This is a genomic window from Micromonospora aurantiaca ATCC 27029 (assembly GCF_000145235.1).
Lineage (GTDB): Bacteria > Actinomycetota > Actinomycetes > Mycobacteriales > Micromonosporaceae > Micromonospora > Micromonospora aurantiaca.
Genome location: NC_014391.1, coordinates 689,981 through 715,514, shown reverse-complemented (window position 1 = coordinate 715,514; position 25,534 = coordinate 689,981). Strand labels below are relative to the sequence as shown.

Genomic DNA, 25,534 nt, shown 5'->3' with positions numbered 1-25,534 from the left:
TGCCGCGGTCAGGCGTCGAGGATCTCCCGCAGCCGGCGCGCGAACGCCTCCGGCTGCCCGGCGTGGCCCATCCCCTCGCCGAGGAACCCGCCGTGGTGGCTCGGGAAGACCGCGGCCTGTCCGCCGAGCAGCTCGGCGGTGGCCACCGACGTCCGCGCGGTGAGGGTGTCCGCCGACTCCTCGCCCACCGCCACCACGACCCGGGTGGGCGCGGCGCGCAGCGCGTCGGCGTCCGGCCGGAAGACGGTGACCGCCGCGGACCGGTCGGAGAGCAGCGGGTCGTCGCGGCTGCCGTCGTCCTCGGCCGGCATTCCGAACGCGGCGGGATCGGGCGCGGGCTGCGCGAAGTAGTCGTCGGTGAACTCGCCGCGCCACGACGTCATGACGATGAACGCCGCCATGCCGGCACCCCAGCCGTTCTTCCGGTACGCCTCCTGGCAGGCGGCCATGGCCCGTCCGGCCGCCTCGGCGTCGGGGAGCAGCGTGACCAGCGGCGGCTCGTGCGCCACGAGCGTGGTCACCACGTCCGGGTGGGCGGCCACCAGCGCGAGCGCGGTCACCGCGCCGCCGCTGCTGGCGAACATGTCGACCGGGCCCATGCCGAGGGCGTCGACGATGTCGCGGACGTCCCGGGCCTGCACCTCGGGCAGCGAGTCGTTCCGGCCGTCCTTGCGGACGCTCCGGCCGAGCCCGCGCGGGTCGTACGTGATGACTGTGCGGTCCGGGAAGTACGACGCGAGCGTGGTGAAGCCGTCGGCGCACATCGGCTGGCCGATCATGAACAAGGGGCGGTGCCCGGCCTCGGCCGCCTCGGGGGCGTGGACGTCGTAGACCAGGTCGACCTCGGGCGTCTGGAGAGTGAGCGTCTTCATGCCTCTGTCGACCGGCGCCGACCTCGGAAATCATCGGTCCGGCGGAAACTCGTGCCGGGCACGGCTCGCGGCGGTGTCGACGCCCACCGCCGCGAGCCGTGCCGTAGCGGTCAGCTCACCGTGCCGGTGACGGTGCTGCCGGACTTGGTCACGTAGTAGGTCAGCTTCGTGCCGCTCCAGAAGTGGAACGTCAGCGTGACCCGCTGGCCGTCGTTGACCTCGGCGAAGAACTCCGGCTTCAACGCGATCGTGTTGCCGGTGTAGTTCGGCGCGAACGTCACGTCGAACTCCTTGTACGAGGTCCAGTTGTGCGGCCCGGCGTTGCTGCCGTCGGCGTACTTCGCCTCCATCGTGGCCAGCTGGTCACCGCGGAACTGCGCCGGGAGCGTGAACGCCGCCGTGGTGCCCGTGGCGTTCGACAGCACCGGCGGGTCGTACGTGATGATGCTGATCCGCCACGGCACGCCCGCGGAGAAGCGGGCCTGGAGGTTGGCGTTCACCCCGTACGCGCGGGAGCCGACCAGCCGGGTCAGCGCCGACGCGGTGAGCGTCAGGGTGCTGCCGGAGACCGTGTAGTCGGTGCCGTTCACCAGGTCGGTGGTGCCCTGGCGCAGCCCCTGGAACGTGGTGCCGTTCAGGTTGAGCGTCAGGCTCTTGGCGGTGATCGTGCCGGTACGCGGCACGTACACCTGGTCGCTGGACGCGGTGCCGGAGCGGGTCGTCCAGCTCGACTTGATCTGCGCGAACAGCTCGGGGTCCTTCCACACGAACGACGTGCGGTCGAAGTGCTGGCCGTTGTCCCAGAGCTGGGTGGTCAGCTTGCGGCTACGCGCGTAGTGGCCGAGGAACTCGAAGAACTTGAGCTTCTCGCCCTGCTCGATGGTGCCGGTGTGGCGGTCGAAGCCGAGCAACCCGTACTCGCCGATGATCACCGGGATGTTGCGGGTGACGAAGGCGTTGTAGACCCGGTCGAACTGGTCGGTCAGGTCCTGCTGGACCGTCGCGTCGAACCGGGTGCCCCCGGCGACGTTCACGCTGAACGGCCAGTACCCGTAGAAGTGCACGGTGGCGATCAGGTTCGGGTCGTTGAGCGTGTTGAACGTGCTGACCAGCTCGTTCACCCGGGCCTGCTCGGCGGAGGTGTGCAGGGTCGGCAGGACCAGCAGCCGGGTGGCGTTGCCCCCGCCGGACTGACGGACGATGCGGTGGAACGAGGTGTTCAGCTCGTTGAGGAGCGTGGCGTTCTGCGCGTCGCCGGAGCTTCCGGTGAACTGCGGCTCGTTGACGCTCTCGAAGGTCAGCTTCGGCGAGGAGTCCTTGAACGCGGCGGCGATCTGGGTCCAGAGCGCGTTGTAGCGGTTCAGCACGTTAGTGCGGTCGGTGGGCATCGTGTTGATCCACTGCCACGAGTCGTGGTGGATGTTGAGCACCACGTAGAAGCCGTCGGCGAGCGCCCAGCCGACCACCTCGCGTACCCGGTTCAGCCAGGCCGCGTCGATCGTGTAGTTCGGCGCGGCGCCGTGGTGGTTGCTCCAGGTCACCGGGATGCGGATGCTGTTGAAGCCCTGCGCCCGGACGTTGTCGAGCAGCGCCTCGGTGACCCGCGGGTTGCCCCACGCGGTCTCGTCCGCGCCGACCGCGTCGAAGGAGTTGCCGAGGTTCCAGCCGGGCTGCATGGCGGCGACGGCGGCCATGGCGTTGCCGGCGGGCGGCGGGGTCGTGGGCGGTGGCGTGGTGGGCGGCGGGGTGGTCGGGGGCGGAGTGGTCGGCGGCGGCGTGGTGGTCGGCGGCGGGGTGGTCCCGCCGACGCCGCCGGTGCAGGCCACACCGTTGAGCGAGAACGCGGTGGGCGCGGTGTTCGCGCCGGACCAGGAGCCGTTGAAGCCGAACGAGACGCTGCCGTTGGTGGCGATGGAGCCGTTGTAGCCGACGTTCGTCGCGGTGACGTCGGCGCCGGAGGAGGTGACTGTGGCGCTCCAGGCCTGGGTGACCCGCTGGCCGGACGGGAACGTCCAGCGCAGGTTCCAGCCGTTGATCGGGTCACCGAGGTTGGTCACGTCGACGTTCGCGGTGAAGCCGCCGGGCCACTGGCTGGCGGTCGTGTAGGTGACGCGGCAGCCGGCCGCCGCCTGGGCGTTCGTCGCCATCACGGCGGTGCCTGTCACGAGTGCCGCGGCGGTCGCGGCGACCAGGCCGACCCGCAACCGGGCGGTACGGGGAGAGCGGAACATGGTGGTTCCTTCGTGGTGGGGTGGGGCGCGTGGACGGGGAAGGCGGGGCGCGCACCCGCCCAGCGCGAGAGTAAGTTTGGATTCCAAACATTGTCAATCGGTAGCCGTGGATGCGGGAGGCCGACGGGGCATCAGGCGGCCGGCGGCGTCTCGACGGTGAGGTGCGCCGACAGCGCGCCCAGGAAGTCCGGCGCGTCGAAGATCCGGCCGGCCGACGCGACACCGGTCGCCCGCGTCTGCCCGGTCAGGATCCGGTGGACCGCCTCGACCGCCAGCGGCGCGCTGATCGCGTAGATGTCCTGCCCGTGGGCCACCACCCGCCGGCGGACGTCGCCCGAACGCACCACCACGTCGACGGTGAACGTCTGCGCGGACCGGCCACGCTCGTCCACAGCGGCCGGCGCCTCCCCGGCGGCCAGATCCCCTGCCGCGTTCGCGGTCATGTACGTGCACACCTCCGGAATGTCCAGGTGGCTCGGCACCGTCACCACGTCGGCCATGGTGAACTCGCCGAGCACCGGCCGGACACCGAGCGGCGCCGGGAACTCCCAGTCCCGCCGGGGCAGGTCGCCGTCGGCGTACACCAGGCGCCCGTCGGTGAAGCGGACCCGCCGGCCGTCGCGGCGCTCGCGCGAGACGACGCCGGAGGCGACCGTCCCGGCCGTCGGGTGCCAGCTGCTCAGCCCGTACGCGACGTGCGCCTCGTCGGCCGCCGCCCAGTCCCCCATCGCGACGGTGACCAGCAGGTCGCCGAGCCCGCCGAAGAACGCCATGGCGGGCACCACCGCGACTCCCGCGGCCTCGGCACGCTCGGCGTAGTGCGCGAACGTGTCCCGGTTCGCCTCGATCTCGGCCGCCACGTCGACGTAGGGGATCCCGGCCCGCAACGCGGCCTCGATCAGCGGGCCGGCGGTCGAGGCGAACGGCCCGGCGCAGTTGACCACCGCCGCCGCCCCGGCCAGCGCCCGGTCCAGCGAGGCCGGATCGTCTACCGACGCCACCCGCTGCTCCACCCCCGGGAACGCGGCTGACAGCCTCCCGCCGTCACGTCCCACCGGCAGCGGCTCGTATCCCCGCTCCCGCAGCTCCGCCACCACGAACCGTCCGGTGTGCCCGTACGCCCCGAACACCGCCACCTGCATGACATTCCCCCTCGAAGATCGACTGGAATGATCCTCGCCGGAATTCGAGAGCCGGGACAGTGGCGCAAACGCCAATGCCCGTACAGTTTCGGACATGACCCTGATCGCGCTCGCCGCCACCGACGGGATGCTGCACTTCGAGCTGGCGGCGGCCTGCGAGATCTTCGTCCGCGACCCGACCGGCCTGGCCGACCCCTGGTACGACCTGGTGGTCTGCGGTCCCGGCCCGGTCGGCGTCGGCCGGTTCGCGGTCACGCCCGACCACGGGCTGGACCACCTGGCCCGCGCCCACACGGTGATCGTCCCGGCGATCGAGGACACCGACGCCGAGCCGCCGTCCGACCTGGTCGACGCGGTCCGCGCCGCGCACGAGGCGGGCGCCCGGATGGTCTCGTTCTGCACCGGCGCGTTCGTCCTCGCCGCCGCCGGCATCCTCGACGGGCTGCGCGCCACCACCCACTGGGCGCACACCGACGCGCTCGCCGCCCGCTACCCACGCGTCCAGGTCGACCCGGACGTGCTCTACGTGGACAACGGTGACGTGCTCGCCTCCGCCGGCAAGGCCGCCGCGATCGACCTGTGCCTGCACCTGATCCGCCGCGACCACGGCTCCACAGTCGCCAACGCCGTCGCCCGCCGCCTGGTGGTGCCGCCGCACCGCGCGGGCGGCCAGGCCCAGTACGTCACCACACCGGTCCCGGCCCGCGAGGACCACCCGCTCGCCGCGCTGCTCCCCTGGGCGATGGCACGGCTGGACCGCCCGCTGACGGTCGCCGACCTCGCCCGCCAGGCCACCATGAGCACCCGCAACCTGGTCCGGCACTTCACCGCCGCGAGCGGCGCCACGCCGTCGCAGTGGCTGGCCACGCAGCGCATCCGGCGGGCGCAGGAGTTGCTGGAGAACACCGACGACGGCATCGACGCCGTCGCCGAGGCATCCGGCATGGGTACGGCGACGACGCTGCGCCGCCACTTCCAGCGCACCGTCGGCGTACCCCCGGACACCTACCGCCGGACGTTCCGCCGCGGCTGACCGGGGTTGCCCGGCGGTTGTAGCGTCGGCCACCCGACCACCGGGAGCAGACCATGGCTGAGCAGGTACGGGTGCCCGACGACGGCGCCGGCGGCGGCGAGTTCTTCGAGGCCCGCGCGTTCCGGCACGGCGGCTATGGTCGATTCGACCACCAGCCGATCGTCGCTGCGCTCGTGGCACGCATCCGCGCCCTCTCCGGCGGCTTCGTGCCGCCGAAGGGGACGGTCGCCTGACACTCGGCACGGGGGAAGATGTGTTCGACGTGATCGTGGTCGGCGGTGGGCCGACCGGCATGATGCTGGCGAGCGAGTTGCGCCTTCAGGGCGTCGGCGTGCTCGTCCTGGAACGCGACGCCGAGCCGCCGCCGTACGTGCGCTCGCTCGGCCTGCACGTCCGCAGCATCGAGGTGATGGACCAGCGCGGGCTGCTGGAGCGGTTCCTCGAACACGGCGGCACCCATCCGATCCGGGGGTTCTTCGCCAGCATCGACAAACCCGCGCCCGCCGACCTGGACACCGCACACCCGTACGTCCTCGGCATCCCGCAGACGCTCACCGACCGGCTGCTCGCCGACCACGCCGCCGAGGTCGGCGCTGAGATCCGGCGCGGCAGTGCGGTGACCGGGCTGGAGCAGGACGACGACGGCGTGACAGTCCACCTCGACGACGAGAGCGCGTCACCGCTGCGGGCGCGGTTCGCCGTCGGCTGCGACGGCGGGCGCAGCACCGTCCGCAAGCTGCTCGGCGTCGGCTTTCCCGGCGAGCCGTCGACGATCGACACGCTGCTCGGCGAGATGGAGGTGACCGCGTCCGCGGACGAGATCACCGCGATCATGACCGAGGTACGCCGCACCGAGAAACGGTTCGGGCTCGGGCCGTCCGGCAGGCCCGGCGTGTTCCGGGTGGTCGTACCGGCGGCCGACGTGGCCTCGGCGCCGCCGACGCTCGATGACGTCAAGCGGCAACTTCACGCGTACGCGGGCACCGACTTCGGCGTGCACTCCCCCCGCTGGCTGTCGAGGTTCGGCGACGCGACCCGCCTGGCCGAGCACTACCGGGTCGGGCGGGTGTTCCTGGCCGGCGACGCCGCGCACGTCCACCCGCCGCTGGGCGGGCAGGGGCTCAACCTGGGCATCCAGGACGCGTTCAACCTGGGCTGGAAGCTGGCGGCGACGGTGAACGGCTGGGCGCCGGACGGCCTGCTGGACACCTACGAGACCGAGCGACGCCCGGTCGCCGCCGACGTGCTGACGAACACCCGCGCGCAGATGCTGCTGACCACGAACGAGCCCGGACCGCAGGCCGTGCGTCAGATGCTGGCGCAGCTCATGGACTTCGACGAGGTCAACCGCTTCCTGATCGAGAAGGTCACAGCGATCAGCGTCCGGTACGACGTCGGCGAGGGGCATGCGCTGCTCGGGCGGCGGCTGCGCGACGTACCGCTGCGGGAGGGACGCCTGTACGAGCTGATGCGTACCGGCGGCGGGTTGTTGCTGGACGGGACCGGGAAGCTGTCGGTGGACGGCTGGGCCGACCGGGTCGGGCACGTCGCCGGCACCGGCGACGAGCTGGACGTGCCGGCGGTGTTGCTGCGGCCGGACGGGCACGTGGCCTGGGTGGGTGACGATCAGCAGACGCTGGAGGATGCGCTGACCAGGTGGTTGGGTGGCGCGACGAGGTGAGCTGCCGCCGACCGCCCGAGGGCGTTCAGGGTCCGGTTGTCTGGTAGCTGCGGAGCGCGGCTTCGGCGAGTCGGGTGAGGTGATCGTCGCCGCCGGGCTCGTTGCCCTGCTCATGAACGACCACCAGGGTGGTGCCGATCCGGACGAGGATGCTGTCCCATTCCAGGGTGATCGATCCGGAAGTCGTGCTGGCGTCGACGCGCATGCTCTCGTCGCCCAGTCGCGGCCCCGGTACCACCGCGAAACGGTAGCTGCCTCCGTCCTGGCCCGGTGACGCGACGGCAGGGCACCGGCCGATGAACGTCCGCAGGTCCGCCATCGCCTCTCGGGCGCCGTCGTCGGCGTACGTCCTGAGCACTTCGCTTGCCACCCACGGGTAATCGGAGCCCTCGCCAGAGCTGACGGTGGCGGCGGCCATCGCCGACGGAGCACCGGTCAGCCGGTTGGCCGACAACAGCGGAATCATGTCCGCACAGGGCACCTCGGGGCCGGGGCGCTGCCGGCCCGCATCCGGAGCCATGACCGTCGCGATGTCCACAGTGAAACCTCGTGGTAGCGCGTCCGTGGTCACCAGCCGCGCCGACAGTGCCGCGGAGTAGCCGGCGCCGCCGGTCGCCGGAATCGCGGACGCTTTCCCGGTGGTGGGCGTGCCGGTCGCCTGGGCCGTGGAGGGGGCAGCTTCGCCCGCCGAACGATCCGCTGGATCAGCAGTCGAGGGTCCGCACGCAGCCACCAGGCAGACCGCGCCCGCCGCGCCCAGCCTCCGCAGCACCATCCTGAGCACCGGGCAGACTCCATCTGTCGTACGGACGCGTCAGGCTACCAACGGACGTGACTCCGATCGGCCGCCCGGCTGCGGGCCGGGTGCCGGACGGACCCGGGCACATCTGAGCGCTGCGAGAGATCGTCAACTCCCCTACGCTGCGCCGCGTGACGATTCTGATGATCTACAACGGTGACACGGCGCCAGATGCGCCCGGCACGCGTACCGGCGGTGTTCCGCTCGTGCCTGCGGGCTTCGACTGGCCGGTGTGCGACGAGTGCGACGGACCGATGCAGTTCCTGGCCCAGGTCCGACTCGACGACATCGACGCGGACGACGCCGCGCTCTTGTCGATCTTCATGTGCCAGAACGATCCGGGCCTGTGCGACGAGTGGGATGCGACAGCCGGCGGCAACCGCGCGTTCGTCTTCCCTTCCGGGGCGCTGGCTCCGTCTGCCGTGCCCCCGGGCGACACCGTCCTGGCGGCCGAGACGTCCGCCGTCACGTACGTGCCGATGCACGACTCCGACGGCTACGACGAGGCGCGCGAGCGCTGGCGCGGTGAGTCCGGCCGACCGCTGCGAGACGTCCTCGGGCAACTCGGCGGACTGCCGGCGTGGCTCCAGTTCGACCAGACGCCCACCTGTCCCGCCTGCGCCCTGCCCATGTCGTTCGTCGTCCAGCTCGAGGAAGGCCACGATCACCACACCGGCTTCAACTTCGGTGGCGGTGGCTGCGGGTACGGATTCCGCTGCCGGCCATGCTCGACGGCCGCGTTCCTGTGGCAACAGTGACCTGCTTTTCAGGCTTGACGAACGCCAATGGTAAGCCGTAGCTTACTGTTCGTGGGAACTTACCGAACCGAGGACGGGTGGGACGCCCTGGGCGACCCGACTCGGCGGGCGATCATCGCGTGTCTCGCGGAGCAGCCGCGGGCGGTCGGCGAGCTGGCCGCGGTGCTGCCGGTCAGCCGGCCGGCGGTGTCGCAGCATCTGCGGGTGCTGAAGGACGCCGGCCTGGTGACGGACCGCACGGCGGGAACGAAGCGTGTCTACCGGCTCAATCCCGCCGGCGTGGCCGCCTTACGAGATCAGCTCGACACCTACTGGAGCCGCGCGCTGGACGGCTTCAAGGACGTCGCCGAGCGCCCTGACGAGGAGGAATCATGAGTGGCACGGATGCGGTGGTGCGACGGCAGATCGTGGTCGACGCGCCGGTGGAGCGGGCTTTCGCGGTGTTCACGGAGCGGTTCGGCGACTTCAAGCCGAAGGAGCACAACCTGCTGTCGTCGCCGATCACCGAGACGGTGTTCGAGCCGAAGGTCGGTGGGCACATCTTCGACCGCGCCGAGGACGGCAGTGAGTGCGCCTGGGCGCGAATCCTCGTCTTCGAGCCGCCGGACCGGCTCGTCTTCAGCTGGGACATCAGCCCGGCATGGCAGCTCGAACAGGATCTGGACAACGCCAGCGAGGTCGAGGTCCGGTTCGTCGCCGAGACACCGCAGCGCACCCGGGTCGAGTTGGAGCACCGCAACCTGGACCGGCACGGTCCGGATTGGGAGTCGGTTCGTGACGGCGTCGGCCACGACCAGGGCTGGCCGCTGTACCTGGACCGCTACGCCGGACTGTTCACCGAGGCCGGATAGCACGCGCCTTGGATTCACGAGCCTCGAAAGGCTCGGAGAGAGGCACTGGCAGACTGCCGTCATGCCGTCCGAACCGCCGTCGTGGACAATCAAGCACTTCTCGCAGGCCAACCCGGCGGGACCGGGTCAGGACAGCGTCCCGGCCCTGCTACGCCGCATCGCCGACAGCATCGAGCAACGGCCCGGTATCGAGGTCCAGGACGTCGTCATTCAAAGCGAGATCACTGCCGACGGTGACTGGTGGTCGGCCACCGTCTACTTCCACGAGCCGTCGCCGTAACGCATCCGGCCGGCCGCTCGACCGCGTCGCCGCCGACGGGCGGCAGCCTTCCCGTAGTCCGGCCACGAGTGGGCCAACACTCGTCGGGGTGTAGGCAGGCGGGATGGCGGGTACGTCGCGCCCTACCCCTTACCCCTGCTCAGGAGGACGCTATGACCGTCGTACTCGCCGTTGTCTGCAAAGACGGGGTGGTGATCGGCGCCGACTCCCAGATCACCGAGAGCGACCGCGGTCTGAGCTTCCCCGCCCAGAAGCTGCACCCGCTGGGCGACTGCGCCGCCTGGGGCGGCAGCGGTGCGCGGGGGGTACTCAACGACCTGCGCCCCCTCCTCCAGGACTCGGCCACCGCCATCCTCGAAGCACCCGACATCGGCGACGAGCTGCAGGAGCGCGTCCTGCCCGTCTTCAAGAAGCACTACGAGAACTACATCCCGGACGTACCAGGCGAGGGCGCCGGCGGCGGGGTGTCGGCGTACCTGCTCGCGGCCGGCTTCAGCCAGGGCGGCCCGTGGATCGTGGAGATCAACCCCAACGGACTCATCGGCCGCTACGAGGACGTGGGCTTCCACGCCATCGGCTCCGGCGCGCCCATGGCCCAGCAGGCCGGCGCGCTGCTGTCCCACTTCCGGATGACCACGCGCACCGTCGAGTACGGCGTGGTGGGCGTGGTACGGGTGCTGGAGGCGCTGGAGCGGACCTCGCCGTCGGTCGGCGGGCCGTTCAGCGTCGCGTGCATCCGCGAGGAGGGCGCCCACCACCTCGACGAGAAGGAGATCGCCAAGGCACTGAAGGACGCCGAGCGCTGGCGCGATCTCGAACAGAAGGCGCTCGACGGCCTGTTCGACTGACGCCGGGGCGTGCGAGCAAACCGTCATCCGCGCGGAGGAGCCCGGACAACAGTCCGGGCTCCTCCGGTCAATGCGGTGTCGTCAGGCAGGGATCGCGGTGAGGTACCAGAGCTGCCCGGTCACGTTCTGGCACTTGTCGGTGAACGCCGCACCCTTCAGGACGGACGTCGGCGCGAATCGGTTACCTTCCAGGCATTCGCCTTCCTTCTCCCGGAACTTCGTCTGCAGCCGGAAGAGGTTGTCTCCGGCCTTGACCAGCTTCCACTGCTGTCCGGTGACCTCGCGGCACGTGTCCAGGAACGCGGCGCCGCCGAGGACCTTCCCGGCTATCTGGTTGCCTTCGAGGCACTTCTGCTCGCCGAGGAACTTCGTCCGCAGCGTGTAGTAGCCGTCGGGGCGCTTGGTGAGACTCCAGGCCTGCCCGTCAACGTCCTTGCAGGTGTTCTGGAACGCGGCGCCGGCGAGGGTTGAGTTGCCGTCGACGCGGTTGCCTTCCAGGCACTCGTTCTCACCGCGGAACACGGTCTTGAGCTTGTAGTATCCCCCCGCCGAGGCTGGGGCCTGGGCCGCCGGCTGCGCCGCGACATCCACCGTCTTCACGGCAGCGGCGTCTGAACCGTCCACCGGCTTCTCGTTGATGGACGTGTCGACCGCCACCGCGGGCGCGGACGCGGCGGCGGATGCAGAGGCGGATGCCACGCTCGTCGGCGTGGCCGACTCGGACGCAGACGGGCTTGACTCACTGGCCTGCTCGCATCCCGCCGCGGCCATGGCCAGAACCGCCAAGACCACCACAGACTTTCGCATGTTTTTCACTGAGCCATTTTCATCGTGACGGCGCAGGTCACGGGCGGTGTGGGAGGCCGGTGTCCAGGTAGGACGAGGCTCCCGGTAAGACAGCAATCGACCAAGATCAGATGCCCCAACCGGGAGCCTCGCTGTGCTGTCTTACCCTGCCGCGATTCCGTTGTCCACCCGCAGCCTGAACCACCTCGCCGCCCTCATCCGAACCCGCCGCCAGCAGCAACGGTCTCGGTGGCGACGCCTCGACCCCGGCCGGCAAGCCCTGCTCGCCCTGGCCCACCTGCGCAACGGCGACACCTACACCCGCCTGGCCGCCGGATTCGACATCGGCGTCACGACCGCCTGGCGTTATGTCCGCGAGGCCATCGACCTGCTCGCCGCGACCGCCGACGACCTGGCCACGGCCATGACCAGGATCCGTCTGCTCGCCTACGCAATCCTCGACGGCACCCTGATCCCGATCGACCGGGTCGCCAACCAGAAGCCGTACTACTCCGGAAAACACAAGCGTCACGGCGTGAACGTGCAGGTCATCGCCGACGCGGCCGGGCGTCTCGTCTGGGCCTCGGCCGCGCTGCCCGCCTCGACGCACGACCTGACCGCCGCCCGCACCCACGGCATCATCGACGCCCTGGCCAGCACCGACGTGATGACCTTCGCGGACAAGGGCTATCAAGGCGCCCCCGGCAGCGTGCGCACCCCGTTCAAGCGGCGCCGCTTCCGGCCGAAGCTGTCACGCCGGCAGAAGGCCGTCAACCGAGCGCACGCGAAGATCCGCGCCCGCGGCGAACGCGCGATCGCCACCCTCAAGACCTGGAAAATCCTGGTCAAGCTGCGCTGCTGCCCACGCCGAGCGACCGCGATCGTGCAGGCCATCCTCGTCCTGCACCGCGTCGAAGCCGACCGCTACGCAGGATGAAAATGGCTCACTGTCGTTCCCATCAAAGACGATTTTCGATACAATCAGCACGCCTGCAATTGCCGCAATTCATCTGGCCAATCACACGGAACGCTGGTGCCGCAACGGTACGGGCGCTCCTGGCAGCCACAACAGGTCGAGCGGGTGGCAAAATCGCGCCTGTTCGGGGCGGCCCGACTGGTTTGCCGGCTCATTGTGGGGCGCTGGCCGACGACGCCCGGATCCCCCGGTCGGCCGGAACTCTAAACGCGATTAACAATAAGGAAGTCAGGAGTGCCGATCGAATCCCGGGGGCCATTGCCGACAAACTGGATATCCCAAGCATCGGCAACAAGTCAAAACATTTTCTTGAATAGCGAAGACTTCCGGTTGTCGCCGTCTCGGACGCTAATGCTCGGCAACAAACGCTCTCATAAACACCGCAAAGGGCGAGCGGCGACGCCGCCGAGCAGGTGGCCCAACCGACCTGGAAGACGGCTCGAGACGGCGCCGGTCACCCGACATCCGGCGCGCTGTTCGCCTGCTGGTCGGTGGCGGGACACAGCAGGTTTCGGGTCCTTCACCCTCGCGGTCGCCCTTGACCCGCCCGACTACTGTCGCAGCGGCTGTTCCTGTCGTCTCGGCGTTGACCACTCGGACGTCTATCTCAACAGCTTCATGAGTGTGTCAGGGACTCGTGACGGGTCTTCTCGTAGGCGTCGGGGCTGACGTTACCCAGACGGCCGTGCCGGCGCCGTGGGCCGCAGAAGCCTTCGATGGAAGAGAAGACGACCGTTTCCAGTTCGTGCCGTCACGGCCAGGCGCGGGTGTGGACCAGTTCGGTCGTGAGGGTGGCGAAGACCGTCTCGGCCATGGCGTGTCGCACCACCGCGTGTGAGCGCCCACCTCACGATGCGCCCAAGCCACTTGCTGCAGAAGATCAGAAAAGGCCGTCCCCCACCACGGGAGACGGCCTTTGAACTGGGTGGAGCTGAGGGGATTTGAACCCCTGACCCCCTCGATGCGAACGAGGTGCGCTACCGGTCTGCGCCACAGCCCCTCCGCCGGCGAACCAGCGTCGGTCCCACCCGGCTTTCACCGGGCGGGCCGACGACAAGGCTAACAGGTCGCGCCCCCACGACGCGAACCGCCCCGCCGCCCCGTAGATCTTGGAAGGAAAAGGCCCCCGGAGGGGCCGAAACCTTCCAAGATCGCCACCAGCAAGGCGCCGGCACGGCGGTCAGGCGCCTCGGCCGGACTGGTAGGGGCGTCCGCGCAGGCCGCCCGCCCGCCGGTAGGACACCGAGCCGCCGCTCGCCGCCGGTGGCAGGTCCGCGGGACGGTCCAGCCCCATCGCCGCACGCCGGACCGCCTCGCGCTGGGCGGCCAGCCGGCGCTGCGCCTCCCGTCGGGCCGCCGCGCGCCGGGCCTGCTCGCGGCGCACCTCGGCCTGGCGGGCGGCCAGCCAGGCCGCCTCGCGGGCGTCCGCGCGCCGCCGTCGGCGCTCGGCCAGGGCACGCTGCCGCAGGTGTACGACGTACGCGACGAGCAGCGCGCCGGTGACCGAGACACTGATCCAGAACCCGGGTCCGACGAGCACCACGCCGCCCAATTCGACCAGGTTGAGCAGCAGCAGCGCGGCCAGCACCCGGCGCCGGCGATAGATCGCCGGGGTGTGCCGTCGCCGGGGCGGGTGCCGTCGGCGGGACTGGGCCGGCACCGCGGAGACGGGCCGGAGTCGCCCGGAGCGTCGGCGCAGTGGCGGTGCGGAGACCGGACGGGCAAGACTGCCCGTGTCGGAGTCTTCACTGAGGGTCACGACGAGGGAGCGCGGCGGGTGCAGCGGTCGCCGCCCGGGCACGGTGCGCCGTCGACGCCGGCGCTGGAGCACCCGCGCCGTCGACTGCGCCCGCTCCGCCACCAGCCGCTCGGTGGCGTCGTACCGGCGGACCAGCGCCGGAGCGAGGGCGAGCAGACCGGCGGCGGCGAGGACGGCGAGGAGCACCGACGTGGGCACCCTCACCCCTCCCGTCACCAAAGTTCTCCGGCGAGCGCCGCCGCCGCAACTTCTTCCGTCTACCGTCGTTTACGGCGCACTTCGTGCGGGCGGGCAGCGCTTGCCACAGCTTGCAGTTACTTGAGGTTACGGGCCGCCGACCCGGTTCACAGTGCGCCGCGCCGGGCGTTCGCCTCAGCGGCGGTTGTCACGTACGCGGTGCCACCGCGCCAGCAAGCCGCCCTCGGCTACTACTTCCTCGCCCGTCATCGCGTATCCGATGTGGTCCCGCCACGCGCCGTCGATGTGCATGTAGCGCACGTGATAGGCCTCCTCGCGGAAGCCGAGTTTCTCCACCACCCGCCGGGAGGGCATGTTCTCCGGCCGGATGTTCACCTCGATCCGGTGCAGACCGCCCGGTCCGAACGCGTGGTCCACGGCGAGCGCCACAGCGGTCGGGATCACGCCGCGACCGGCCACCCTGGAGTCCACCCAGTAGCCCACGTACCCGGAGCAGAACGCCCGCCGCACGATGCTGCCCACGTTCACGTGGCCGACCAGCCGCTCCTGCCCGTTCTCGCGGAGGCAGACGGCGAACGGCATGCCCTCACCGGTACGCGCGGACTTGCGCTGGTCGGCGTGCACCAGGCGGAACGCGGCGGGCGAGTTCGTCTCGTACCAGCCGCCGGGCACATGGGACTCCCACGGCGCCAGCCACTCGCGGTTCGCGCGCCGGATCTCCGACCAGGCGGCGGCGTCCGAACGCCGGTACGGCCGCAGTACCACCGGACCGTCCACCAGCACCGCCGGCCACCCCGGCGCCCGCCGGAACCTCACCGAGCCGGCCCTTCGCTCGCGACTGCGGGGCTCGCAAGCTCACTCCTCGCGCTCACCGAGCTTGCCTTCCGCTCGCGACTGCGGGGCTCGCAAGCTCACTCCTCGCGCTCACCGGCGCCGGTCCAGCAGGAGCACGTCCACCGTAGACCCGGCAGCCGCAGTGGTGACCCGCTCGCCGAGAACCAGCAGGCCGTTGGCCTCGGCCAGGCCGGAGAGCGTGTACGGGCCACCGGCGAGCGGCTGCACGGTGTACCCGCCGCCGCGCCGCTCGGCCACGTGCGCGGGCCGGAACTCGCGCAGCCCCACCGGGGACGAGACCGTCTCCAGCAGGTGCGCGCGGACGCTCGGCCGGAACACCGGCTCGGCCCCGGCCAGCAGCTGGATGGCCGGGCGGGCCAGCACCTCGAAGCCGATCAGCGCCGCGCCGGGCTCACCGGGAAGACACACCACCGGCACCTCCTCGGCGCCGACCGTACCGAACCCGAGAGCCGTTCCGGGATAGAGGGCCACCTCTGTGAAGGCGACCGGCCCGGCGCGCCCGCCGTCGCGGCGGGACAGGATGCGGCGGACCATGTCGCCGGGACCGGTGCCGGTGCCGCCGGTGGTGATGATCAGGTCGGCGCGCAGCGTCTGGTCCTCCAGCAGGCCGCGCAGCGCCTCCGGGTCGTCGTCGCAGATCCCCACCCGGTACGCGAGCGCGCCCGCCTCCGCCGCCGCCGCGGTCAGCGCGTGCGAGTTGGTGTCCACCACCTGGCCGGGCTGGCTGCCCCGGCCCACGTCCACCAGCTCGTCGCCGGTGGCCACGATGACCACGCGCGGGCTGGGCCGCACCACCACGTGCCCGATGCCGGTGGCGGCGAACACCGCGACCAGGGCCGGTGAGACGTACGCCCCGGCGCGGGCGAGCAGCGTGCCGGCGACCAGTTCCTCCCCGGCGCGGCGCAGGCCGTACCCCCGTTTGGGGGCGCGGAAGATCTCGACGGCGGCCATGCCCTGGTCGGTCCACTCCACCGGGACGACCACGTCCGCGCCGATCGGCAGCGGCGCGCCCGCCGCGACCGAGAAGCAGGCGCCGGGGGTGAGCCGCACCGGTCGCCAGCTCGCCGCGCCCAGGTCACCCACCACGTTGAGGCGGATGCTGCGGCCGCCGGGCATACCGGAGGGGGCCGGGACGTAGCCCGGCCCCCGACTCCCACCGGAGATGTCCTCCCAGCGCGCGGCGTACCCGTCCACCGCCGCCTGGTCGAAGGCGGGGTACGAGTGCGGGGCGACCACGTCCTCGGCGAGCACGTTGCCGTACGCCTGGGTCAGGTCGAGGTCGAGTGGAGGCAGCGCGCGTAACCTGCGCAGCACACTGCCCAGGTAGTCGGCGAGCGGCGTCAACTCGTTCGCGGCCGCCTCGGCGTCGGCCGTCGCTGTCATGTATCGGCACCGCCGGACGCGTCGCGGATGCCGTTGAGGACCGCGGCGGTGACCGTCTCGTCACCGTTGTTGACGAACTCGGTCAGCCACTTGCGGAACTCGGCGCCCAGGTCCTCCCGCTCGGCGGCGATCTGCACCACGGTCTGGAGGTAGCCGAGCGGCATGCCGGTGTCGTAGCGGGTGCCCCGGTAGACGATGGCGTGCACCGGCACCCCCTCGGTACGCAGCAGCTCCATCGCGTCGGTCAGCTGGATCTCGCCGCCGCTGCCCGGCCGGGTACGCCGGATCGCGTCGAAGATCTTCCCGGGGAGCACGTACCGGCCGAGGACGGCGAGGTTGCTGGGGGCGTCCTCCGGGCTGGGCTTCTCCACCATGCCGGTGACCTTGACGACCTCGGCGATGTCGGAGTATTCCGACTCGGCCGGCTCGACCGACGCGATGCCGTAGCGGCTGGTCTCGGCCGGGTCGACCTCGAAGAACGCGAGCACCACGCCGCCGGTGCGGGCCTGGAGTTCCAGCATGGCCGGCAGCAGCGGCTCGGAGGGCTTGACGAACTCGTCGCCGAGCAGCACCGCGAAGGGCGCGTCGCCGACGTGCGACTCGGCGTACCCGACGGCGTGACCGAGGCCGAGCTGTTCCGGCTGGCGGACCGTGTAGATCGCTGCGAGTTCCTCGGTGCGCTTGACCTCGGCCAGCAGCTCGGGCTTCTTGGCGAGCCGTTCCTCCAGGTCCGGCCGGCGGTCGAAGTGGTCCACCATCGAGGTCTTGCCGCGACCGGTGATCAGCAGGATGTCGTCGATGCCGGCCTGGGCGGCCTCCTCGACGATGTACTGCAGCACCGGCCGGTCGACGACCGGCAGCAGTTCCTTGGGAACCGCCTTGGTGGCCGGCAGGAACCGGGTGGCCAGGCCGGCGGCCGGGATCACGGCCTTGACCGCGCGGGAGCGACCGGGGGCCGCTGAGGGGTTCGCTGAGTGCTCCGACATGTCGCGAGACTATCGGCCACGGCTCTGCCGCGGCGGGTGAGGACCGGAAGACGCGCCGCCCTGGACGGTGCCCGCCGGGTCCGCCGCGCCGGCCCGGGGCAGCCCGTCCGGCGGGCTGACGCCGGCGGCCACCACCGGGATCTCCTGGGTGGGGACCGGATCGGGCGCCGGGGCGAGCCGGTAGCCGTCGCGTCCGGCGGCCTTCGCCGCGTACAACGCGTCGTCGGCGGCGTCGAGCACCTGCTGGCCGCCGGCCGCGTGGTCCGGGTAGACGGCGATGCCGATGGAGACGGTCACCGGCACCCGCACCGGCTCGTCGCCGTTCCCGTCGACCGCCACCGGCTGGTCGCGTACCACAGCGCCGAGCCGCTCGGCGACGATCGTGGCGCCCCGGGCGTCGGTCTCCGGCAGCAGCACCACGAACTCCTCGCCGCCCTGCCGGAACGCCAGGTCCACCTCGCGGATCACGCCGCGTACCCGGCGGGCGAACTCGACCAGCACGGCGTCCCCGGCGGCGTGCCCCCAGGTGTCGTTGACGTTCTTGAAGCGGTCCAGGTCGAGCGCGAGGACGCTGAGCATCCGGCCGAACCGGTTCGCCCGCTCCACCTCGCGGCGGATCGACTCGCGCAGGTAGCGGTAGTTCCACAGCCCGGTCAGCGGGTCGGTGAGGGAGAGCCGTTGCGCCTCCTCGTGCACCCGGACGTTCTCCACGGCGACCGCGGCGTGCCCGGCGAACGTCCGCAGCGTCACCACGTCGTCGTCGTGGAACTCGTGCCCGCCGAGCCGGTCGTAGAGCACGAGCACGCCGAGCGCCGCGCAGGCCGAGCCGGGCGGGTCGCCGTCGGCGGGCGGATGGCCGGGCCGGTCCGGGCCGCGCGGTTCGGCGCCGCCGGGGGTGGCGAACGGCACCGCAACGTACGTCTCGCAGGACGGCTCCCCGGTCGGCGTGTCCGGCGGCGCCCACCGTCCGCGCAGCGGTTCGCCGGTGGCGGCTACCGCGCCGAGCACCCCGGCGCCGACCGGCACCCGCAGCGTCGCCGGGTCGGCCGGGTCGCCCGTCGGCCGGCGTCCGGTCAGACCTTCCACGCACCGGCCGACGAGTACGCCGTCGCCGTCGACCAGCAGCACCGCGCCGGCCCGGGCGCCGGTGGCGGCGATCGCGCTGTCCAGGATCACCCGCAGGATGCGTTGCAGGTCGTGCGTGCTGGCGAGCGTGTCGCCGAGCACTGCGAGGTGATTGCGGAGCTGGTCGCGGCTGCTGGTCAGCGCCGTCACGTAGGTGCCGGTCTCCCGGGTCATCCGGTTGAACGCGCTGGCCAGCCGCCCGATCTCGTCGCGGCTGCGCACCGGCACCCGGGCGCTCAGGTCGCCGCGCGCCACCCGGTCCACCGCGCCGGCCAGCTCACCGAGCGGCCGGGTGGTCACCCGGGCCAGTCGCCAGGCCGCGAGCACTGCGAGCAGGGCGGCGAGCGCGACCGCGGCGATCAGCGCCCCGTACAGGCCGGGCGCACGTTCCCCCGGCACCGACAGCACCAGCGGCAGCGGCTGACCGGGAGACGGGCCGACCCGGCGCACGTACCGGCCGTCGCCGGTCCCGGTCACCCGGTTCCCGTCCGCCTTGCCGGCGGCGGCCAGCACCGCTGCGCGTACCCCCTGGTCCTCGGTCGTGTGGGTGATGCCGCCGGGGTCGTCGAGGAGGGTGATCCCGACGCCGGTCACGGCGGCGAGCCGCGCCACGAAGGCCCGGTCGACGGGCTGGGCGGCGGCGACCGCGCCCAGGTCGGTGCCGGCCGGGTCGCGGAGCCGGACCTGGGCGGCCAGCGCGGCGACACCGGTGGCGGGCGCGCCGGCGCAGTCCTGCCAGCGGCCGGCCGGCCCGCCGGGCGTGGTGTAGGTGGTGCGGCCGGCGGCGTCGGCGATCAGCACGGCGGCGGCCAGGCCCCGGGCGACCACCTGGTCGGCCGCGCGCGACCGGACGACCGGGTCGCCGACCAGCGCGACCGCGTCGGCCGCCGCGCGGAGTTGCTGGCAGAGTGCGTCGATCGAGGTACGGACACCGGCCGCGGCCAGGCCCAGCCGCTCGGTGGCGCGGCTGTGGTCGACCGCGCTGAGCGTCGCCCCGACGAAGAACGCGCCGAGCAGGACGGGGCCGAGGACCACCGCGAGGAAAGCCGCCGTCAACCGCCCGCGTAGCGTCAATCTTCCCCCCGGAAGTTCCGCTCCCTTGGTGCGATGCTGACACAGAGCGACCATTAGGCAAGCGTTGCGTCAGGAGTGTTGCGTGCCGGAATTTTCGGATGAAGCGCACGATGCGAAGCGGGAGATGCGCATCGCGCTACTCGCCGCGCGCCGGTCGCTGTCCGCGGCCGACCGCGCGGTGGCGGCGGCCGCCGTCCAGGCCGAGCTGGTGACGTTGGTACGACGGCTGCGGCCGGCCAGGATGAGCGCGTACGTGCCGGTCGCCTCGGAGCCCGGCGGGGACGACCTGCCGGACGTGCTGCGGGCCGCGCTGCCGCCCGACGCCGAACTGCTGCTGCCGGTGCTGCGCGGGGACCTGGACCTGGACTGGGCCCCGTACACCGGCCCGGAGTCGTTGCGCGCCGCCGGCCGGGGCCTGCGCGAGCCGACCGCACCGCCCCGGGGGCGTGCCGCGGTGGCCGGAGCCGCCCTGGTCGTGGTGCCGGCGGTCGCGGTGGACCGCCGCGGCATCCGGCTGGGCCGGGGCGGCGGCTCGTACGACCGCGCGCTGGCCCGGGTGCCCGCCACAGTGCCGACAGTGGCGCTGCTGCACGACGGCGAGCTGGTCGCGGCGGTGCCCGCCCTGCCGCACGACCGCCCGGTGCACTGTGTGATCACTCCGGCGGACGGGCTGGTGGCGGTCCCGGGTGTGGGCCCGGGCGCTTCCGCTGGACGAACCCGGGGGTCATGACGCACCATTGGCACTCGAAGTCCACGAGTGCCAGAAGGCCGTGCCGAAGATCCGGAGGAGAACGTGCCCACGTACCAGTACGCCTGCACCGCGTGCGGCCACCAGCTCGAGGCGGTGCAGTCCTTCTCGGACGAGCCGCTGACCGAGTGCCCGGCGTGTGAGGGGCGGCTGCGAAAGCTCTTCAACTCGGTAGGCATCGTGTTCAAGGGCTCCGGCTTCTACCGTACGGACTCCCGTCCGTCCGGCTCCGACAACGGCGCCTCGACGAGCAAGCCGGCCAAGTCCGAGTCGTCCTCGTCCTCGTCGTCGGACTCCTCGTCCTCGTCGTCCGGGTCGTCCTCCTCGTCCGGGTCGTCCTCCTCGTCCGGGTCGTCCTCCTCGTCCGGTTCCGGGTCGACGGCGAGCAAGGCACCGGCGGCGTCCAGCTCGTCCTGACCCGCTGCTCGCACGCGACACGTGGCCGTTCCCGCTCGGGGGCGGCCACGTTCCGTTCGCGGCGGGTGCTCGCCACCTCGGCGAGGCTGCTGCTCGGCCGGTGGCGGAAGCTCGCCACCTCGGCGAGGCTGCTGCTCGGCCGGTGGCGGAAGCTCGCCAGCACGGCGAGGTTGCTGCATCCGCCGGTCCGGAAGCAGCAACCTCCCCGAGCTGGCGGTCCCAGCCGTACCGGACGTCCGCTGGTGACGGCGGGCCTCCCCGGGGGAACGGTTTTCCACAGGGCGGCGGGTTATCCACAGGGGCGGGCGGTGGGGCGGCGGGAGCCGGGAGGCCGGGCCTAGCCTGCGGGTCGGACGGTTGACCGGCGGCGGGAGGCAGCGGTGGCGGATGGCGAGGCAACGTTGCGTCCGGTCCGCTGGCGCGGGCTGCCCCGGCGCCGGACGCTGCTGCGGGTGACGCTCGTCGCGGTGCTGCTCGGCCTGGCCGCTGCGGTGCTCCGGACGCCGCCGTCCTGCCCACCACCCCGCGTCCTGCCGGCCGCCTCGGCGACGGCGTCGCCGTCCGGCGGCACCCCCGCCCTGCCGGCCGGTGCGGTCGGCGTGCCGATCCGGCTGGCCGAGCCGGCCGCGCTCGCGGTGCTGCGCCCGGGTGCCCGCGTCGACCTGCTCGTCGTGCCGGCCGGCGGTTCGCCCGACCCGACGCTGCTAGCTCCGCGCGCGCTGGTGCTCGACGTGGTCGGCGCCACCGGCGCGGTCGACGGCTCCTCTGCGCTCTACCTGGCGCTGCCGCCGGAGCAGGCCAGGCGGGCGGTCGGGTTGCCGGAGGGCAGTCGATTCGCCGTGGTGGTACGCGGCTGACGCGATCAGCCCCAGTGCGGGGGGCGTTCGGCGAGCAGCCAGTCGTCGTTGCCGCCGGGGCGCTCGCCCCAGCCGCGGTCGGTGTCGTCGCTGGTCTGCTCGGGCAGCACCACGAAGTCGTCGCTGAGGTCGACCACGCGGTCGTCGTCGTCGCGCGGTGTCCGGATGGCGGGGTCGGTCACGAGCAGCAACGATACCGCCGAACGGGGCGCCGGCTCGATCCCCGGGACCGGCCGGATCGTCCCGAGCCCGGCCGTACCGGGCCGGGAGCCGTCGGAACGCCACACACAGGGCGCGACGGGCCGGGGTGGCGGTGATCGACGCGTCGGGCGGCCGACCGGCCCGGGGCGTTGGTAGCGTCGGACGGCGTGACGACGCCGAGCGGTGGCAGCCCCGACGACGAGACCTGGCGACGCCCGGACCAACCGGCACCCGCCGCGGAGAACGCCCCCGGGGCGGTCCCCCGGGACGGCGCGGACAACGCGGACGCCCACCCGGCCGGTCCCGGATCTCGGCCGGGTGACGCCAATAACGCCGACGGCGCCCATGAACCGGACCGCACCGTCGAACCGGCCGGGACCGCCAGCCCGTGGTCACGCGAGGCGGCCACCGACAGCCCGTGGGCCCGGCCGGAGGCGGCGGGCGGCTGGACGGTGGCCGGCGGCGCGTGGCCGGGGTCGCCCGGTGGTGGCCCCCCGCCCTCGGGGTACGCGGGACCGCCGCCGAGCACGCCTCCGCCGCCCGGCTGGCGGCCACCGGTACACGTACAGCCGTCACCGCCCCGACGGCTCCCGCCGCAGGACATGGCCGCGATGGACCAGGCGGAGCAGCGCGCGCAGCGGCTCACCTACGGCATCGGGGCAGCCGTCGCAGTGGTGCTGGTGCTGCTCACCTGCCTGCTCTGCTCGCGGGTGCTGTTCTGAGCCGTACCGGTCAGACGACGCCGTCCCAGACCATCTTGGCGCCGCTGTCCCCGGTCAGGTAGACGTACACGATCGCGAAGACCGCGAGCACCGCCACCACGACGGTGAGCAGGATCGGGAGCCAGCGGGGCAGGTTCCGGCCCGCGACGAGGCGGCTCGTCGACAGCACGAGCAGCAGCGCCACGACGCCGAGCCCGAGCGCGAACCAGAACAGCGTGTCGCCGTACTCGGCGTGCTCGTGGATCTGCTGGAGCCGGTCCGGCGGGTAGCCCTTCGCGCGCAGGGCCTCCTCCAGCTCCTCGCCGGACTCGGTAGCCACCCAGGCGACGATCGGGGTGACCACGGCGAGCGCCGCGACCGCCCAGCCGAGGCGGGGCCGCCAGCGGGGCAGCACCCCGTACGCGACGGCGAGCAGTGCCAGCAGCGGCACCAGCACCACCGCCGCGTGGATGACGAGCACGTGGACGGGCAGACCGTTGATTTCCCTGAACACCGACACCTCCGGCGAGTGGGTGGTTTGGCGCGCTCAGCGTACGGCGTGACGCCGTCTTCTTCGATACACGCGGGCGCGGCGGTGCCGGTTCACCTGTGGCCCCGGCCACGGGTGAACAACGCTCGCTTGTCGGCCCGCCTGAGCCGTGCTGTCATGGATCCATGTCCACAGGTGAGGAGCTGCTCCGGTCGAGGGGCCTACGGGTCACCCGGCCGCGTCTCGCCGTGCTGGACGTGCTCTCCGCCGGCGGTCACCTGGAGGTCGACGAGATCACCCGGCGGGTCCGCCGGCGGATCGACTCGGTCTCCACCCAGGCCGTCTACGACGTCCTCGGCGCCCTGTCCCGGGCCGGGCTGTCCCGCCGGATCGAGCCGGCCGGCAGTCCCGCGCGGTACGAGGCCCGGGTCGGCGACAACCACCACCACGTGGTGTGCCGGGGCTGCGGGGAGATCGCCGACGTGGACTGCGCGGTCGGCAGCGCCCCCTGTCTGGACCCGAACGTGGCGCACGGCTTCGAGCTGGACGAGGCGGAAGTGACCTTCTGGGGCCTCTGCCCTACCTGCCAGTCCCGCCGCTCCGCCGACGACGACTGACCGCCGCACCGACGATCGCCGCACGTCGACTGGCCGCCGCACCGAGGACGGCCGACGACGGCTCGTGGCACTCTTGATCGGTGGACACCGAAGACCTCGGCCTCTTCGGTCCGGGATCGGTCACGTGGAAGGTGCACGAGGAACCGATCCTGATCGTCGCCGGCCTGCGCTCGCTCTACCTCCAGGCGCTGCACCCTCGCGCAATGGCCGGCGTCGCCCAGAACAGCAACTACCGCACCGACGCCTGGGGGCGGCTCGTCCGCACGGCGACGTACGTGGGAACGACGATCTACGGCACCACGACCGAGGCGGAGGCGGCCGGGCGACGGCTGCGTACGCGGCACGCCCGGATGCGCGCCACCGACCCGTTCACCGGTGAGGAGTTCCGCGTCGACGATCCGGAGCTGCTGCGCTGGGTGCACGTCACCGAGGTCGAGTCGTTCGTGAGCACCGCCCGGCGGTCCGGGCTGGCGCTCACCGACGACGAGGTGGACGGCTACTACACCGAGCAGCGCCGGTCGGCGGCCCTGGTCGGGCTGGACCCGGACGACGTACCGGGTACCGCCGCCGAGGTGGCCGACTACTACCGGGACGTACGCCCGCAGTTGCGGATGACCCGGGAGGCGGCCGAGACCGCGGTGTTCCTGACCGCGCCGCCGATCCCGTGGAAGCTCAGCCTGCCGGCGCGGGTCGGCCTGAACCTGGGTCCGCCGCGCTGGGCGTACTTCGGGATCGCCGCCACCGCGCTGGGGATGCTGCCGCCGTGGGCGTTGCGGCTCTACGGCGGGCTGGGCCTGCCCACCACCGCTTTGTCGGCGGACCTGAGCGCGCGGGCGCTGCGGCTGGCGCTGGCCGCGGTGCCCCGGCGCTACCGGGAGGGCCCGTTGCAGCAGGCCGCCAAGGAACGCGCCGCCCGCCTGACCGCGGCCTGACGGCGTCGCGCACTCACTCCGGGTCGGCGAAACGCTCGACTGCGGACCAGGGCTCCTTGCCCGGGGTCTGCGCGCCGGTCGGGCACGTACGCCGGTAGTCGCACCAGCCGCACCGCGGGCCCGGCTCAGTGGGGAACGCCGCGTCGGGGTCGGCGCCGTCGGCCACCGCGCGCTCGGCGGCCATGATGTCGCGGGCGGTGTCCTCGGCGCGGGTGAGCTGCCGGTTCAGGGACTCCGGCGTGTGCTCGTGCGCGGCGACGGTGCCGGTCGGCAGGTGGTGCAGCTCGACCCGGCGGCACGGCTTGCGGAACACCCGCTCGGCCGCGTACGCGTAGAGCGCGAGCGCCTGCGAGCCGCGCGCGTCGTCGGCGTCGAGCCCGGTGCGGCCGGTCTTGTAGTCGACGATGACCAGCTCGGGCCGCCCGTCCGGGCCGGGACGCGAGTCGATCCGGTCGGTGCGGCCGTTGAACGCGAGCACCGCGGTCTTGACTGCGACCACCCGTTCCACGCCGACCGGCTCGTCGGCCGGGTCGAGGCCCGCCACGTAGCTCTCCAGCCAGGTCAGCGCCCGCCGGAAGGCGTCGCGCTCCTGCTCGTCGTCGCGGTAGCCCTCGCGGACCCAGGTGCCCTTGAGCAGCGTGCCGAGCACCTCGGGGCGGCGGCGGTCGGGGGCCAGCGCGTACCAGTTCTTCAGCGCGGTGTGGACGCTCGCGCCGAGCGAGTTGTGCGCCCACGGCGGGCCCTTGGGCGGCGCGGGCCGGTCCACGTAGGCGTAGCGGTAGCGGCGGGGACAGTCCGCGTACGCGCCGAGCTTGCTCGGTGTGCAGACGAACAGGCGTTCCGGCATGCCCTCGAAGCCGAGCTGCTCGGACTGCTCGGCGCGGGGTCGGGGAGCCTTGGAGCCGCTGGCTGCTGACTGTCGTCGCACCCGGAG

General features: G+C 72.4%; 28 protein-coding genes, 1 tRNA gene and 1 pseudogene. 15 read left to right on the top strand and 15 right to left on the bottom strand.

Going from position 1 to position 25,534, the window contains the following annotated elements; all coding sequences use genetic code 11:
* Nucleotides 1–8 precede the first annotated feature (8 nt).
* From MICAU_RS03625 to MICAU_RS03615, 3 genes are all read right to left on the bottom strand, one after another.
* Nucleotides 9–872 carry an alpha/beta fold hydrolase gene (locus MICAU_RS03625; RefSeq protein ID WP_013283931.1) on the bottom strand — a complete coding sequence of 288 codons (864 nt, stop codon included), beginning with the start codon at nucleotides 870–872 and terminating at the stop codon, nucleotides 9–11.
* A 110-nt stretch (nucleotides 873–982) separates the two neighbouring features.
* Entirely contained in the window at nucleotides 983–3,103 is a 2,121-nt protein-coding gene (locus MICAU_RS03620) for a cellulase family glycosylhydrolase (protein WP_013283930.1), read from the bottom strand.
* A 131-nt stretch (nucleotides 3,104–3,234) separates the two neighbouring features.
* Nucleotides 3,235–4,245, bottom strand: a complete 1,011-nt coding sequence (locus MICAU_RS03615; protein ID WP_013283929.1) for a saccharopine dehydrogenase family protein — start codon at nucleotides 4,243–4,245, stop codon at nucleotides 3,235–3,237.
* A 94-nt stretch (nucleotides 4,246–4,339) separates the two neighbouring features.
* On the opposite strand from MICAU_RS03615, the gene MICAU_RS03610 reads away from it, so the two are divergent.
* The 3 genes from MICAU_RS03610 to rox are packed head-to-tail and all read left to right on the top strand — an operon-like array spanning nucleotide 4,340 to nucleotide 6,959.
* The gene (locus MICAU_RS03610) at nucleotides 4,340–5,278 is read left to right on the top strand and encodes a helix-turn-helix domain-containing protein (RefSeq protein WP_013283928.1); all 939 of its coding nucleotides are present in this window, start codon (nucleotides 4,340–4,342) and stop codon (nucleotides 5,276–5,278) included.
* Nucleotides 5,279–5,331: 53 nt separating this feature from the next.
* On the top strand, nucleotides 5,332–5,511 hold the full coding sequence (locus tag MICAU_RS03605; RefSeq protein WP_013283927.1) for a hypothetical protein: 180 nt from the start codon (nucleotides 5,332–5,334) through the stop codon (nucleotides 5,509–5,511).
* A gap of 20 nt (nucleotides 5,512–5,531) precedes the next feature.
* Nucleotides 5,532–6,959 carry a rifampin monooxygenase gene (gene rox / locus MICAU_RS03600; RefSeq protein WP_013283926.1) on the top strand — a complete coding sequence of 476 codons (1,428 nt, stop codon included), beginning with the start codon at nucleotides 5,532–5,534 and terminating at the stop codon, nucleotides 6,957–6,959.
* 25 nt (nucleotides 6,960–6,984) lie between these two features.
* Here the strand turns inward: rox and MICAU_RS03595 are convergent, their stop codons facing one another.
* On the bottom strand, nucleotides 6,985–7,743 hold the full coding sequence (locus tag MICAU_RS03595) for a hypothetical protein (protein ID WP_041798784.1): 759 nt from the start codon (nucleotides 7,741–7,743) through the stop codon (nucleotides 6,985–6,987).
* 146 nt (nucleotides 7,744–7,889) lie between these two features.
* On the opposite strand from MICAU_RS03595, the gene MICAU_RS03590 reads away from it, so the two are divergent.
* From MICAU_RS03590 to MICAU_RS03570, 5 genes are all read left to right on the top strand, one after another.
* Nucleotides 7,890–8,516 (top strand): DUF1963 domain-containing protein, encoded by a 627-nt coding sequence (locus tag MICAU_RS03590; protein WP_013283924.1) that lies wholly within the window; start codon nucleotides 7,890–7,892, stop codon nucleotides 8,514–8,516.
* A 27-nt stretch (nucleotides 8,517–8,543) separates the two neighbouring features.
* Nucleotides 8,544–8,891: an ArsR/SmtB family transcription factor gene (locus MICAU_RS03585; RefSeq protein WP_013283923.1), complete on the top strand. Its 348-nt coding sequence runs from the start codon at nucleotides 8,544–8,546 to the stop codon at nucleotides 8,889–8,891.
* Nucleotides 8,888–9,367 carry an SRPBCC family protein gene (locus MICAU_RS03580; RefSeq protein WP_013283922.1) on the top strand — a complete coding sequence of 160 codons (480 nt, stop codon included), beginning with the start codon at nucleotides 8,888–8,890 and terminating at the stop codon, nucleotides 9,365–9,367. The genes MICAU_RS03585 and MICAU_RS03580 overlap by 4 nt, the downstream gene beginning before the upstream one ends.
* Nucleotides 9,368–9,428: 61 nt before the next feature.
* Nucleotides 9,429–9,647, top strand: a complete 219-nt coding sequence (locus MICAU_RS03575; protein WP_013283921.1) for a tautomerase family protein — start codon at nucleotides 9,429–9,431, stop codon at nucleotides 9,645–9,647.
* Nucleotides 9,648–9,799: 152 nt separating this feature from the next.
* A complete protein-coding gene (locus MICAU_RS03570) occupies nucleotides 9,800–10,495 on the top strand; it encodes a 20S proteasome subunit A/B (RefSeq protein WP_013283920.1) in 696 nt (231 codons plus the stop codon).
* 81 nt (nucleotides 10,496–10,576) lie between these two features.
* Here MICAU_RS03570 and MICAU_RS03565 read toward each other — a convergent pair whose 3' ends face one another.
* A complete protein-coding gene (locus MICAU_RS03565; protein ID WP_013283919.1) occupies nucleotides 10,577–11,302 on the bottom strand; it encodes an RICIN domain-containing protein in 726 nt (241 codons plus the stop codon).
* 133 nt (nucleotides 11,303–11,435) lie between these two features.
* Between MICAU_RS03565 and MICAU_RS03560 the strand changes: the two genes are divergently transcribed.
* Nucleotides 11,436–12,218 (top strand): IS5/IS1182 family transposase, encoded by a 783-nt coding sequence (locus MICAU_RS03560; protein WP_013283918.1) that lies wholly within the window; start codon nucleotides 11,436–11,438, stop codon nucleotides 12,216–12,218.
* A gap of 965 nt (nucleotides 12,219–13,183) precedes the next feature.
* On the opposite strand, the gene MICAU_RS03555 is transcribed toward MICAU_RS03560, so the two are convergent.
* The 6 genes from MICAU_RS03555 to MICAU_RS03530 form a co-directional block, all read right to left on the bottom strand.
* Nucleotides 13,184–13,257 (bottom strand) — tRNA-Ala (locus MICAU_RS03555).
* Between the two features lie 180 nt (nucleotides 13,258–13,437).
* On the bottom strand, nucleotides 13,438–14,220 hold the full coding sequence (gene sepX, locus MICAU_RS03550) for a divisome protein SepX/GlpR (RefSeq protein ID WP_174361693.1): 783 nt from the start codon (nucleotides 14,218–14,220) through the stop codon (nucleotides 13,438–13,440).
* Nucleotides 14,221–14,388: 168 nt separating this feature from the next.
* Nucleotides 14,389–15,030 carry a GNAT family N-acetyltransferase gene (locus MICAU_RS03545; RefSeq protein ID WP_013283916.1) on the bottom strand — a complete coding sequence of 214 codons (642 nt, stop codon included), beginning with the start codon at nucleotides 15,028–15,030 and terminating at the stop codon, nucleotides 14,389–14,391.
* A gap of 108 nt (nucleotides 15,031–15,138) precedes the next feature.
* Nucleotides 15,139–16,452 carry a molybdopterin molybdotransferase MoeA gene (locus MICAU_RS03540; RefSeq protein WP_013283915.1) on the bottom strand — a complete coding sequence of 438 codons (1,314 nt, stop codon included), beginning with the start codon at nucleotides 16,450–16,452 and terminating at the stop codon, nucleotides 15,139–15,141.
* The gene (locus MICAU_RS03535; RefSeq protein ID WP_013283914.1) at nucleotides 16,449–17,438 is read right to left on the bottom strand and encodes a UTP--glucose-1-phosphate uridylyltransferase; all 990 of its coding nucleotides are present in this window, start codon (nucleotides 17,436–17,438) and stop codon (nucleotides 16,449–16,451) included. Before MICAU_RS03535 ends, MICAU_RS03540 begins: the two co-directional genes overlap by 4 nt.
* A 9-nt stretch (nucleotides 17,439–17,447) precedes the next feature.
* Nucleotides 17,448–19,637, bottom strand: a complete 2,190-nt coding sequence (locus MICAU_RS03530; RefSeq protein WP_049794804.1) for a GGDEF domain-containing protein — start codon at nucleotides 19,635–19,637, stop codon at nucleotides 17,448–17,450.
* 82 nt (nucleotides 19,638–19,719) lie between these two features.
* Between MICAU_RS03530 and MICAU_RS03525 the strand changes: the two genes are divergently transcribed.
* A complete protein-coding gene (locus tag MICAU_RS03525) occupies nucleotides 19,720–20,367 on the top strand; it encodes a 5-formyltetrahydrofolate cyclo-ligase (RefSeq protein ID WP_013283912.1) in 648 nt (215 codons plus the stop codon).
* 27 nt (nucleotides 20,368–20,394) lie between these two features.
* Nucleotides 20,395–20,571: pseudogene (locus tag MICAU_RS33355) on the top strand (FmdB family zinc ribbon protein); the annotation flags it as partial.
* 14 nt (nucleotides 20,572–20,585) lie between these two features.
* Here the strand turns inward: MICAU_RS33355 and MICAU_RS32995 are convergent.
* The gene (locus MICAU_RS32995; RefSeq protein ID WP_013283911.1) at nucleotides 20,586–20,816 is read right to left on the bottom strand and encodes a hypothetical protein; all 231 of its coding nucleotides are present in this window, start codon (nucleotides 20,814–20,816) and stop codon (nucleotides 20,586–20,588) included.
* 366 nt (nucleotides 20,817–21,182) lie between these two features.
* Here MICAU_RS32995 and MICAU_RS03515 point away from each other — a divergent pair, with 366 nt between their 5' ends.
* Entirely contained in the window at nucleotides 21,183–21,659 is a 477-nt protein-coding gene (locus tag MICAU_RS03515; RefSeq protein ID WP_013283910.1) for a hypothetical protein, read from the top strand.
* 5 nt (nucleotides 21,660–21,664) lie between these two features.
* On the opposite strand, the gene MICAU_RS32850 is transcribed toward MICAU_RS03515, so the two are convergent.
* On the bottom strand, nucleotides 21,665–21,841 hold the full coding sequence (locus MICAU_RS32850) for a hypothetical protein (RefSeq protein WP_174361685.1): 177 nt from the start codon (nucleotides 21,839–21,841) through the stop codon (nucleotides 21,665–21,667).
* A 186-nt stretch (nucleotides 21,842–22,027) separates the two neighbouring features.
* Between MICAU_RS32850 and MICAU_RS31435 the strand changes: the two genes are divergently transcribed.
* Nucleotides 22,028–22,582, top strand: a complete 555-nt coding sequence (locus tag MICAU_RS31435) for a hypothetical protein (RefSeq protein ID WP_041798779.1) — start codon at nucleotides 22,028–22,030, stop codon at nucleotides 22,580–22,582.
* Nucleotides 22,583–22,592: 10 nt separating this feature from the next.
* Here MICAU_RS31435 and MICAU_RS03500 read toward each other — a convergent pair whose 3' ends face one another.
* Nucleotides 22,593–23,075, bottom strand: coding sequence for a DUF2231 domain-containing protein (locus MICAU_RS03500; RefSeq protein ID WP_013283907.1), 483 nt, complete (start codon nucleotides 23,073–23,075; stop codon nucleotides 22,593–22,595).
* A gap of 161 nt (nucleotides 23,076–23,236) precedes the next feature.
* On the opposite strand from MICAU_RS03500, the gene MICAU_RS03495 reads away from it, so the two are divergent.
* Nucleotides 23,237–23,668: a Fur family transcriptional regulator gene (locus MICAU_RS03495; RefSeq protein WP_013283906.1), complete on the top strand. Its 432-nt coding sequence runs from the start codon at nucleotides 23,237–23,239 to the stop codon at nucleotides 23,666–23,668.
* 80 nt (nucleotides 23,669–23,748) lie between these two features.
* A complete protein-coding gene (locus MICAU_RS03490) occupies nucleotides 23,749–24,600 on the top strand; it encodes an oxygenase MpaB family protein (RefSeq protein ID WP_013283905.1) in 852 nt (283 codons plus the stop codon).
* Between the two features lie 13 nt (nucleotides 24,601–24,613).
* Here MICAU_RS03490 and MICAU_RS03485 read toward each other — a convergent pair whose 3' ends face one another.
* Nucleotides 24,614–25,447 (bottom strand): RecB family exonuclease, encoded by an 834-nt coding sequence (locus tag MICAU_RS03485; protein WP_236619426.1) that lies wholly within the window; start codon nucleotides 25,445–25,447, stop codon nucleotides 24,614–24,616.
* Nucleotides 25,448–25,534: the final 87 nt, after the last annotated feature.